Below are 11,773 nucleotides of genomic sequence, written 5' to 3'. Positions count from 1 at the left end.
GTCTGCGTTAGCGGGTGCGAAGAGCGGCGAGCAGCCCTTCGACCGGTTGAAACCGAACATCCAGTTCGGCGAGCAACAGGCTCTGCATATCCTTGCGGAACGTGGCAAGCCACGAGCCGGGTGTATTTTCCGTGTTTGCTGCGGGCGGGGCTTCGGGTTGGGCCTCTGCCTGGGCTTCGGCTTGCGTTGTTTGAGCCTGAGCTTCGGCTTCGGCCGCCTGCGTGGCCTTGCGCAGAGCCGCGAAACGCCTGGCCAGCAGGCCAGGCACCGTGCTCAGCAGATTGCGCTCGCGCACGGAAAGCGAGCGTTCCATCAACGCATCCAGCGCGGCGAGCTTCGCCATTTCCGGCGACTGGCCCGCGAGCCGGTTGCGCAAGCGCGTGCGCATATCGCCGATATCGGCTTCCATCTTCTGCTGGAGCGCGAGATAGCACTGGCGGAAGACGGCGAAGTCGGCGGGCAATTCGGGCGCTTCCGGCACCGGCGCGCCTTGCTGGCCACGCGCGTAACGCGCGCTCGGGCGCGGCGGGGCCAGCACGGCGTCCGTGACGATGGCCTTCGAGAGCGCCGAGCGCAGGCTCAGGCAGCGCTGCGCTTCATCCTCGCCGTCGCTGCGCGTCACGCGGCCCACGGCGGGCGCAGGCGCGCTGAGCACCGTCGAGAGCGCGATCGCGTCCGTCCAGCCGAGCCACTGGCTCAGCCGGTCGGCGAGCGGCTGCTGCGAGGCCTGCACGTCGGTCTCGCCGAGGCGCGCAAGCAAACGAACGAGGGCCGGACCGGTCAGGGCCGTCCGCTGCGGGGGATGGACCATACCACAAGAGATAAAAAAGGCAGCAGTTTACACGGCGCAGCGGCTGGAATCGCGGTTTTGAGATCGCGGGAGGGGGTTTTTATGTGGGGTGGGGGTGGGGATGATGCAGATTGACAGCTTTAGAGATGATCGCTGCGGGTAAACCGGGGGTAAAACAAAAGAGCGATGCCCGCCTGCCAGGACGGGCATCGCTCACATCAGGGTGATGGTCGAACTCGGGCCGAATCCCGAACCCTCACCCCTTCGTCGCCCCAAACGTCAGCCCGGCGACAAAATGCTTCTGCATCGCGAAGAACATCGCGACTGACGGCAGCGCGGCCAGGATCGATCCCGCCGACACCAGATTCCACGCCGTCGTCCATTGGCCCTTGAGCGCGGCCACGCCCACGGTGATCGGCGCGGCGTCATCGCCTTGCGTGAGACACAGCGCCCAGAAGTAATCGTTCCAGACGAAGGTGAACACCAGAATCGCCAGCGCCGCGAGCGCGGGGCGGATCAGCGGCAGGATGATGCGGAAGAACACCGTCCACTCGTTCGCGCCTTCGATGCGCGCCGCCTCCACCAGTTCGAACGGCAACTGCTTGATGAAGTTGCGCAGAAACAGCGCGCAAAAACCCGTCTGAAACGACAGATGAAACAGGATCAGACCGCCCACCGAGTTATACAGCCCGAGCTTGAGCGTGAGATCGCGCACGGGAATCATCAGCACCTGGATCGGCACGAAATTGCCCGCGACGAAAGCCGCGAATAATGCCGAGTTGCCCGGAAAGCGATAGATCGCCAGCGCGAAGCCCGCCATCGCCGCAAGTGCAATCGCGCACGCCACCGAAGGCACGGTGATCAGCACGCTGTTCCAGAAATAGTGGAGCATGGGCGAAGTGGTCAGCGCTTCGCGATAGTTTTCGATCAGCGCGAAGTGCTTCGGCCAGCCCCAGTAATTGCCTTCGCTGAGTTCGTCGGTGGAGCGGATCGATGTCACCAGCACGGCGATCAACGGCAGCAGCCAGATCAGCAGCGCAACCGGCAGCGAGAGCTTGTAAAGACGCCGCGGCGCGGGCTTCCATTTGTCGATGGGAATCGGAAACATGTCGATGGCCTCAATGCTCGTTGCGCAACAGGCGACGCAGGTGATAGACGATATACAGCAGCATGATCGCGAACAGCACAACCGCAATCGCCGCCGAATAACCGAGCCGGTAATACTTGATCGCCTGGTCGTACATGTAATAGGCGAGCACGGTCGAGCTTTCGAATGGGCCGCCGCCGGTCATCACGGAAATCAGATCGAAACTGCGCAGCGCGCCAATGATCGTCACCACCACGGCCATGAACGTCACGGGCCGAAGTTGCGGCAGGATCACATGCCAGAGCAGCGTCCAGCCTTTTGCGCCTTCCATGCGCGCGGCTTCGATCTGCTCGCTGTTGAGCGTCGTCAGGCCGGTCAGATAAAGGATCATGCAATAGGCTGTCTGCGGCCACAGCGCGGCGAAAATGATGCCGGGCGTGGCGTAATGCGGATCGCCCAGCACCGGAATACCGTGACCCAATAGCAAGGCAAGCAGGCCGAAAGTCGGGTCGTAGAACCACGAATAGATCAGGCCGACCACCACGCCCGACAGCACGAAAGGCGCGAAAAACAGCGACTTCACGATGCGAATGCCCGCCACCGCCTGATTCAGATACAGCGCGATGGCAAGTCCCATCGGCGGCGCAAGCAGAAATAGCAGCAGCCAGATAACGTTATTTTTTAGCGCGGTATAAAACGTGGCCGCGTGAAAGAGTTCGACGTAATTGGCGAAGCCGATAAAACTCGCGTCGCTCATGCCGTCCCAGTTATAGAACGAGAGGCGAATGGTCGAGAGAATCGGCCAGACTACGTAGATCGCCACCATGATGCAGGCGGGCGCGAGAAAGAGCGCGGCGGCGCGGCGCTGGCGGCGCGCCGTGGGCGTGACGCGCCGGCGCGGTTTGCCGTGCGGTTGCGTGGTGCGTGGCGTGCTGGCGCGGCCATCGTTGGCGGGGTTCGCGCCGTTGCCCGATGCGTTATCCGCACGATGCGCCACGGCCTGAGCCGCGAGCGCCGCGCTGCGATCGGTCGAGGGATGAGTCGTTGAGGGCGTCACTGCTTACCTCCAGAGCGATCCGCGGCGCGATGCCCGAAACATCGCGCCGCACGCAGGATTACTTCTTGTAGATGCGCTTACGCGTCTCTTCGAGCTGCGCGAGAATCGAGTCGATCTTGGTCGGATCGGCGATGAACTGCTGCATGCCCTTCATGCCTTCATCGGCCATTTCCTTGGTCATGTCGCGGTCGTAGAACTGCGCAATCCCACCCTTCGTATTCGCGAGAATCTGGAAGCCGATTTTCGAAATCGCGTCTTCCGGTTCCGGCGATTTGCTATTGGCGGAAAGCGAACCGAGTCCCTTGGCAAGCTGCGCGCCCACATCAGGCGTTTCCGCGAAAGCGAGGAAGGCATGGGCGTCGGCCTTGTTCTTCGCCTTCGACGGAATATGCAGCGATTCCACCGGACCGTCTTCGGCCGTCGGCACATTCGGCTCGATGATCGGGAACTGGAAATAGCCCATCTGCTGCTTCACCGTGGGGCTGAAACCGCCGGTGATGAAGGTGCCCATCAGCATCATCGCGGCCTTGCCCTGGAACAGGAAAGGCTGTGCCGAATCAAGATCGTAGGATAGCGAATTATCGATAAAGTAACCCGCGTCGATCAGCTGCTTCCACGTCGTGTAGACCTTCTTCACGCGCGGGTCGGTGTAGGGCACGTCGCCGGCCATCAATTGCTGATGGAACTTGTTGCCGTTCACGCGCAGGTCGAGATAATCGAACCAGCCGGCCAGCGTCCACGCGTCGCGGCCGCCCACGGTGATCGGCGCGATGCCCGCGGCCTTGAGCTTCTTGCAGTCGTCGAGAAACTCATTCCACGTTTTGGGTTCGCTGCTAATCCCCACTTTCTGGAACAGGTCCTTGCGATAGAACATGCCCCACGAGTAATAGACCGTGGGCGCTGCGTATTGTTTGCCCTTGTACGACGAAGCTTCCTTCGTCGAGGCATACATATTGTCCCAGTTGTTCTTCTTCCAGTCGCCCGACAGGTCTTCAAACAGGCCGCGCTGCGCGTAATAGGCCATGCGCTCGCCGTTGTGCCAGTTCACGATATCGGGCGGCGCGGTGGTGAGCCAGTTGGGCAATTGCACCTTATAGGCTTCTTCGTCGACGAACGAAACCTTGACGTCCGTGCCCGGATGCGTTTTCTTGAACTCGTCGATAACCTGCGTCCACACCGCACGCTGGCTCGCGCCCTTGAACGCGATATTGATTTCGAGTGTACCGGCTTGTGCGGTGGTGGCGAGCGTACCCGTGAGCGTAGCCGCCGCGAGCGCGGCAGCGGCGAGCAGGGTGCGGGGTTTCGTTTTCATGACCTGTCTCCTGTGTTTTACGTCGTTTTTACGTCGTTATCAGTGCTGCGTGCGGTAAGCGGCGACGCCCTGCGCCTCGATTTCGCGCTGGCCAACCACCATAGCCGAATCGGGGATGCTGGCGGCAAGACGATGCGAGCCGGGGCCGTAGTTGAACACCCAGGTAAGACCGCCACGACGGCTCACGCGCAACGCGTCGCCGAGCGGCGTGGGTTCGAGGCCCGCGGCGCGCGCGACCTGCGCGAAGAGAGCGGCCGTCGTGGCATCGTCGAACAGGCTGGCGAAGTAATGCACCTTGCCATGCGTGAGCCAGGCCGGGTGACCGTCGCTGAAGCTCGCGCGAATTTCCGTTGCGCCCGCATCGACTTCGATCAGATCGCGCCAGTGACGCGCCTGGCCCTGGAACACGACGTCCGACGAAACAGTCACGGTTTCGGCGATATTCGGCCGCAGCGATTCCACACGCCATACGCGCAGCGGCAGCAATGCCGCGAGCGGGCCCGGCGGGAGATTCGCGGGGATTTGCAGATCGACGGTCTTGGAAGCGGTGCGCGGCCCGAGGATCACTTGCGCGCCCGATTCGGCCAGCCGTTGTGCGAAGTCGTCGGGTACGACGGGCAAGGGCGGCACGACAATCAATTGATAACCGTCGAGCGGCGCATTCACTGGCACGATATCGACATCGAAACCGAGCGAGCGCAGCGCCGAATAATATTCGACGGCAAAGCGCGGATAGTGGAAATCGGCGCCTTGCGGATGCACTTCGAACAGCCACTTCGCTTCGTAGTCGAACACCAGCGCAACGCGGCTTGTGACGCGTGCATCGGCATCGGCTTGCGAATCGGCCAGCACGGTGCGGATTTCTTCCGCCACGCGCGCGGCTTCGCTGCCGCCAATATCGAGCCGGTTATCGGGCGTGTTCAGTCCTGCGTGCATCTGTTCCTGCGCGAACGGCGCCTGACGCCAGCGGAAATACGACACGCAACCCGCGCCGTGCGCAAAGGCTTCCCAGCTCCAGAGCCGCACCATGCCGGGCAGCGGCGCGGGATTCCATTGCGCCCAGTTCACCGGGCCAGGTTGCTGCTCCATGACCCAGAACGGCAGTTTCGACATGCCGCGATAAACGTCGTGATTGAACGACGCAAAGTCGGGATGACCCGTGCGCAGATAACGCGCCTTGATTTCCGGCGCATACCACTGTTCTTCGAGCGCGCCGAGCGGATAGCTGTCCCACGTCGCCACATCCAGATCGGCGGCGACCTTGTAGTGATCGAACTCCGTGAACAACTGCATGAAGTTGTGCGCGATCGGCCGGCCCGGCGAATGCTTGCGGATGATCTCGACCTGCATCAGGTTATAGCGGCGCACTTCGTCCGAAGCAAAGCGCCGATAGTCGAGGCGGTGCGAAGGATGCGCTTCCGTGACCGTGGCATTGGGTGCATCGATTTCGTCGAAGCTGCGGTATTCCATGCTCCAGAACACCGTGCCCCACGCCGCATTCAATGCGCCGATGCTGCCATAGCGCGCCGCAAGCCATTCGCGAAAGCGCTTCACGGCGGCCGGCGAATAACTCACTACCGTATTGTGGCAACCGTATTCGTTATCGGTCTGCCAGTAAGCGACGGCCGGGTGCTGGCCATAGCGCTGCGCGATTGCTTCACAGATGCGCTGCGAAGCCTCGTACCACGCAGGCGAAGAAAAATCGTAATGACGACGCGAGCCGAAGGCGCGCTCGCGTCCATCGGCGCCAATCGGCAGGATATCGGGGTGACGGTCGATGAGCCACTTCGGCGGCGTGGCGGTGGGCGTGCACATCACCACTTTCAAACCCGCCTCGCCCAGCGTGTCGATGGCGCGATCGAGCCAGGCCCAATCGAATTCGCCCGGCGACGGCTCAATACGGCTCCACGCGAATTCGCCGATGCGGACCTGCTCGATGCCAAGCGCTTTCATACGCGCGGCGTCGTCCTTCCACATCGCTTCCTGCCAGTGCTCCGGGTAATAGCAGACTCCAAGACGCATGCCTGTTTCCTCGTTCATGGGTTACGCGCGTTGCGCGGCGAATTCCTGCGATTGCGCATCGAGCGGCGCGACTGCAAAGCCGTCCTGCGCGAAAAGATGGCACTGGGCCGCGTGAGCGCGAAACTGCGCCGTGTCGCCGGGCGAGAAGTGCGCGTCGCCGGGCGCCTTGGCGATCAGCACGGTGCCGCCCGGTTGATCGAGGTGCACATAGCTGTGTTCGCCGAGCGCTTCCACCAGCGTGACCTTGCGGGCAAGCGTGAGCGAATCGCCGCTGCGCGCAGCGTTCTCGCCCGAAGTGATCAGTTCGAGATGTTCCGGCCGCACGCCAAACGTGACCGGCGAACCCGCTGCGAGCGTGCGCCCTTGCAAGGGCAAGCGAAGCGATTCGCCACTGCCGTCGAGCGTGATGCTTACGCCTTGCGCGTCCACCGAAGTCACCGTGGCAGGCAGGAAATTCATGCGCGGCGAGCCGATAAAGCCCGCCACGAAACGGCTCGCAGGCCGGTGATAGAGTTCGAGCGGCGCGCCGACCTGGGCGATGCTGCCATATCGTTCGGTATCCTGACCACTGTGCAGTAACACGATCTTGTCGGCGAGCGTCATCGCCTCGATCTGGTCGTGCGTGACGTAGACCACGCTCGCATCGGCGAACTGCTTGTGCAGCCGCGCGATTTCAATGCGGGTCTGGCCGCGCAAGGTGGCGTCGAGATTGGAAAGCGGTTCGTCGAACAGAAACACGCCAGGCTCGCGCACGATCGCTCGGCCAATCGCCACGCGTTGACGCTGGCCGCCCGAAAGCGCCTTGGGATGACGCTCCAGCAAGGCTTCAAGCTGAAGAATGCGCGCCGCTTCGCGTACTTTTCGATCGATATCGGCTTTCGGCGTTTTCGCGAGCTTCAGGCCGAAGGCCATGTTCTCGTACACCGTCATGTGCGGAAACAGCGCGTAGCTCTGAAACACCATCGCCACGCCGCGTTGCGCGGCCGGCACGTCGTTGACCAGTTTGCCGCCGATCGACACATCGCCGTCGCTGACATCTTCGAGGCCCGCGATCATGCGCAAAAGGGTAGATTTGCCGCAACCCGAAGGCCCGAGAAATACGCAGAACTCATTCTTGCCGATCTCCAGATCGACATTGCGTATGACCGGCGCGTTATCGCCGTAGGCCTTCTGCACAGCTCGCAAGGAAATGCTCGCCATTCGTCCCGTCTCCATGTTCTAATCGGCACGAAGCGGAGATTAAGCGCTTAATCAGGTAGCCAAAATAAATGCGATCGTGGGCGCGATCGCTGGCTACCAGAAGGCGTGTCTCCGATTTCGTTAGATTAATGGCGTTGGCTCGTGGTGTCGGGCGCAACGCTGGAATGCGAGGCCAATGGTGCCGCTGCATGTGCCGATCAGGCAAATGTTGAAACGTGTTCCCAAATAATGAGATGTCGAGACACCATGCCCACATCCTCCTCAACACCCACGCTCGCGGAAGTCGCGCGGCATGCGGGCGTGACGCCCGCAACGGTTTCGAACGTGCTGCGCGGCCGTGGCCGCGTGGGTTCGGCCACGCGCGAACGTGTGCTCGAAGCGATTGCGGCGCTGGGTTACCGGCCGCATTTGCCGGCCCGCGCGCTCGCGGAAGGACGTGCGCCCACGATTGCGCTGATGGTGGCGAGCATCGCCAATCCGTTCTATCCCGAGTTCGCGCTCGCGGTCGAAAATGCGCTGCGCAGCAGCGGCCAGTTCCTCATCATCTGCAATACGGACGGCGATCCGCAAACGGGCCGCGCCTACCTCGAACAACTGGCGGGCACGCTCTCCGCCGGCGTGCTGGTGATGAATGCGAACCTCGATTTCGACGATCTGCGTCTGACCGAATTACGCGGCGCGCCGGTGGTGCTCTGCATGTGGGAAAAGCCGCATGAACCGCCGGGCTTGCCGTGCGTGGCGGTCGATTTTCATCTCGCGGGCGAACTGGCGGCGCGGCATCTGATCGAGTTGGGGCATCGGCGGATTGGCGCGATTGTCGGCAGCAAGGCGTATGGCATTCACGCGGCGCGCTACGACGGTTTTGTTTCGGCGATGGAAGCGGCGGGGCTCGACGCGCAGGCCGCGCCCGTGGTGCATGCAATCGATACATCGCAGGGCGGCTACGCGGCGGCGCGCGAGCTGCTCACGCGTCACCCCGATCTCACGGCGCTGTTCACAACCAACGATCTGCCCGCGCTGGGCGCCATGCAGGCCGCGGCCGATCTGGGTTTCGATGTGCCGAACCGGCTTTCGGTCGTCGGCATTACGGATATTCAACTGGCGAGCGAATCGCGTCCCGCCTTGACTACCGTTGCGGTGCCAACCGTCGAAGCCGCGGAGCTTGGCGTGGCGCTGCTGCGTGAATTGATTGCGAGTGCGGCAAGGACTGCGGATCACGGCCAGCGCGAACCAAAAGTCTGCGTGGCTTCAGAGCCGTATCTGGTTGTGCGCGCATCGACTGCGCGCGTGCAAAACTGATTTCAGGCCGCATTCAAGGTCATTTTCTCGATCTGGCGCACGACTTCTTCGCGCATTTCCGGCGACATATCCTGATAGCCGAGCAGATCGGAAATCCATAAACCGTCGGCGGCGAGGCGGCAGATCATGAGGCGCGCCGCCTGGTCGAGCGGCAGCGGGTCGGGGCGCGTCCACTTGCGCATGGGCGCGGCGTAACGTTCGCGAATGTCCGGGTCGGTCATCATCGCTGCGACCAGTACGCGCAGCACATTGGTGCTGGCGGCAGGGCTCATTTCGTCGATGCTCGAATGCAGATAGGCCCGCGCCCGCGCGCCGTGCGCGTTGTCTTCTTCTGCCGCAAGACGCGCTTCCATCTGGCCTTCGAAACGTTCGAGCGTCTGCTCGAACAAGGCGTCAAGGAGTCCTTGCTTGTTGGCGAAGTGATATTGCAATGCGCCCTTGGTTACGCCCGCGCGTTCGGCCACGGCGTCGAGCGTGACGGCGGGGACGCCCTGATCCGTGGCGATCTCGGAAGCCGCCTGCAATAGTTGCGCACGCACCTGAACCGGCGCCTTTTTACGGCGCGTGCCCGATGCGGGAGCGGAGGGTGCGGCCCCGGTTTCCGGCGTGCTGGCTCGCAGCCGCGCAGCCCGCCTTTGGGCCGTTTCAGAGGCACTCGGGTTGCCCGGCGTGGCGCCTTGCGAAGGCTGCGGCGGCGTCGCCTCGGCGTGGCCAGCCGCGTCGGCTGGGGCTTTGGCGGAAGTGTTCTTCATAACGGGATCTTACCATTGCGGGCGTCGGCGCTAAACATTCCGTACGGATGGTATTATTCGCGCCATGAAGAAATCCGACCTGCCATTCGCGGCGCTGCTCGACGCCGCTATCGTCCGGGGACGCGACGCACTCGCGCGCCGGCAACAGCCCGAAGGGAGCTGGTGTTTCGAGCTGGAATCCGATTCGACGATTACCGCTGAATACATCCTCATGATGCATTTCATGGGGAAAATCGATACCGTGCGCCAGCAAAAAATGGCGCGCTATCTGCGCGCGATCCAGCGTCTGGAAACGCACGGCGCATGGGATCTGTACGTGGACGGCGCGCCCGATGTTTCGGCGAGCGTGAAGGCGTACTTCGCACTCAAGGCCGCCGGCGACCCCGTGACCGCGCCGCATATGGTGCGTGCGCGCGAAGCGATCCTCAAGCTGGGCGGCGCGGCGAAGTCCAACGTATTCACGCGTATTCTGCTGGCGACCTTCGGCCAGGTGCCGTGGCGCGCCACGCCGTTCATGCCCATCGAATTCGTGCTGTTCCCCAAGTGGGTGCCGATCTCGATGTACAAGGTCGCCTACTGGGCGCGCACGACCATGGTGCCGCTGCTGGTGCTGTGCTCGCTCAAGGCGCGCGCGAAGAATCCGCATAACGTGTCGATCACCGAGCTGTTCGTCACGCCGCCCGAAGAAGAAACGCAGTATTTCGCGCCCGGCAAGGGCGTGCGTCGCATGTTTCTGGCGATGGACCGCCTGCTGCGCCATGTCGATCCGCTGATTCCGGGCGCACTGCGCAAGCGCGCGATCAAGCACGCCGAAGCCTGGTGCGCCGAGCGCATGAACGGCGAAGACGGCATGGGCGGCATTTTTCCGCCCATCGTGTATAGCTACCAGATGATGGAAGTGCTTGGGTATCCTGAAGATCATCCGCTGCGCCGCGATTGCGAAAACGCGCTGGAAAAGCTGCTGGTGACGCGCCCGGATGGCAGCGTGTATTGCCAGCCGTGCCTCTCGCCCGTGTGGGATACCGCGTGGAGCACGATGGCGCTCGAACAGTCGATGATCGTGCCCGATGCCGAGGCGAACGAAAGCGCCGCCGATGCCGCTCAACCGCTGCTCGCGCGCGCGGAACTGGAGCGCAGGATCGGTCAGGCCTACGACTGGCTCGCCGAGCGCCAGGTGGACGACATCAAGGGCGACTGGATCGAAAACGTGAAGCCCGACGTGCCGCCGGGCGGCTGGGCTTTCCAGTACGAGAACCCTTATTACCCGGACATCGACGATAGCGCCGTGGTGGTGGCGATGCTGCATCGCCGTGGCCGTCTGCAGAAGCAGATCACGGGCGCGGACCCGTATGCCGCGCGCGTGACGCTCGCGCTCGACTGGATGCGCGGCCTGCAATCGCGCAACGGCGGTTTCGCCGCCTTCGACGCGGATTGCGACCGTCTGTATCTGAATGCGATTCCGTTCGCCGATCACGGCGCGCTGCTCGATCCGCCGACCGAAGACGTTTCGGGCCGCGTGCTGCTGTGCTTTGGCGTGACCGGCCGCGAAGAGGACAAGGCGTCGCTCGCGCGCTGCATCGATTACATCAAGACGACGCAGCGCCCGGACGGTAGCTGGTGGGGCCGTTGGGGCACTAACTATATCTACGGTACGTGGAGCGTGCTGGCGGGCCTCGCGCTGGCTGGCGAAGATCCGTCGCAGCCGTATATCGCCCGCGCGCTGGCCTGGCTGCGCGCGCGCCAGCACGCGGATGGCGGCTGGGGCGAAACCAACGACAGCTATATCGATGCCAGCCTCGCCGGCACGAACGGCGGCGAAAGCACGTCGAATTTCACCGCATGGGCGCTGCTCGCGCAGATGGCGTTCGGCGATTTCGAGTCGGATTCCGTGCAGCGCGGGATTGCCTATCTGCTTTCCGTGCAGGATGGCGAAGGCTTCTGGTGGCATCGCTCGCACAATGCGCCGGGTTTCCCGCGCATCTATTACCTGAAGTATCACGGCTATACCGCGTACTTCCCGCTCTGGGCGCTGTCGCGTTATCGCCGCCTGGCGGGCACGGGGCAAACCACCGCGAAGGCAGAAGCGCTGGCCGCCTGAGCTTCGCGTGATGCCCACATAGACGCCACCTTCCGGGGTGGCGTTTTTTTATCGCTATATAGTTCGAAATGCTAATTAAATGAATGTCTTCGCGCTTGTGCAATTGATTAATAAATGCTTTCAATAAAATTAATTTTTAATTCTGAAAGCAACGTA

The 11,773-nt window shown here is 62.6% G+C and carries 9 protein-coding genes; 2 read left to right on the top strand and 7 right to left on the bottom strand.

Annotated features, from left to right (window positions below; translation table 11 throughout):
* Window positions 1-7: 7 nt before the first annotated feature.
* From G3N59_RS27155 to ugpC, 6 genes are all read right to left on the bottom strand, one after another.
* Entirely contained in the window at window positions 8-760 is a 753-nt protein-coding gene (locus G3N59_RS27155; protein WP_346777942.1) for a DUF3348 domain-containing protein, read from the bottom strand.
* Between the two features lie 286 nt (window positions 761-1,046).
* Window positions 1,047-1,898: a carbohydrate ABC transporter permease gene (locus G3N59_RS27150; RefSeq protein ID WP_205985905.1), complete on the bottom strand. Its 852-nt coding sequence runs from the start codon at window positions 1,896-1,898 to the stop codon at window positions 1,047-1,049.
* A gap of 10 nt (window positions 1,899-1,908) precedes the next feature.
* Window positions 1,909-2,934 (bottom strand): sugar ABC transporter permease, encoded by a 1,026-nt coding sequence (locus tag G3N59_RS27145; RefSeq protein ID WP_346777941.1) that lies wholly within the window; start codon window positions 2,932-2,934, stop codon window positions 1,909-1,911.
* 58 nt (window positions 2,935-2,992) lie between these two features.
* Entirely contained in the window at window positions 2,993-4,246 is a 1,254-nt protein-coding gene (locus tag G3N59_RS27140; RefSeq protein WP_205985904.1) for an extracellular solute-binding protein, read from the bottom strand.
* Window positions 4,247-4,285: 39 nt separating this feature from the next.
* Complete coding sequence (locus G3N59_RS27135) at window positions 4,286-6,268, bottom strand: beta-galactosidase (protein WP_205985948.1); 1,983 nt, start codon at window positions 6,266-6,268, stop codon at window positions 4,286-4,288.
* A 21-nt stretch (window positions 6,269-6,289) separates the two neighbouring features.
* A complete protein-coding gene (gene ugpC / locus G3N59_RS27130; protein WP_205985903.1) occupies window positions 6,290-7,468 on the bottom strand; it encodes a sn-glycerol-3-phosphate ABC transporter ATP-binding protein UgpC in 1,179 nt (392 codons plus the stop codon).
* A gap of 246 nt (window positions 7,469-7,714) precedes the next feature.
* Here ugpC and G3N59_RS27125 point away from each other — a divergent pair, with 246 nt between their 5' ends.
* A complete protein-coding gene (locus G3N59_RS27125) occupies window positions 7,715-8,767 on the top strand; it encodes a LacI family DNA-binding transcriptional regulator (RefSeq protein ID WP_205985902.1) in 1,053 nt (350 codons plus the stop codon).
* Between the two features lie 2 nt (window positions 8,768-8,769).
* On the opposite strand, the gene G3N59_RS27120 is transcribed toward G3N59_RS27125, so the two are convergent.
* Window positions 8,770-9,519, bottom strand: coding sequence for a TetR/AcrR family transcriptional regulator (locus G3N59_RS27120; protein WP_205985901.1), 750 nt, complete (start codon window positions 9,517-9,519; stop codon window positions 8,770-8,772).
* Window positions 9,520-9,571: 52 nt separating this feature from the next.
* Here G3N59_RS27120 and shc point away from each other — a divergent pair, with 52 nt between their 5' ends.
* Window positions 9,572-11,617 (top strand): squalene--hopene cyclase, encoded by a 2,046-nt coding sequence (gene shc / locus G3N59_RS27115; protein WP_205985947.1) that lies wholly within the window; start codon window positions 9,572-9,574, stop codon window positions 11,615-11,617.
* Window positions 11,618-11,773: the final 156 nt, after the last annotated feature.

It is taken from the genome of Paraburkholderia sp. Ac-20340, assembly GCF_017104965.1.
GTDB lineage: Bacteria > Pseudomonadota > Gammaproteobacteria > Burkholderiales > Burkholderiaceae > Paraburkholderia.
Note: the sequence above shows the minus strand (reverse complement) of the source record. Positions and strands in the feature narration are given on the sequence as shown.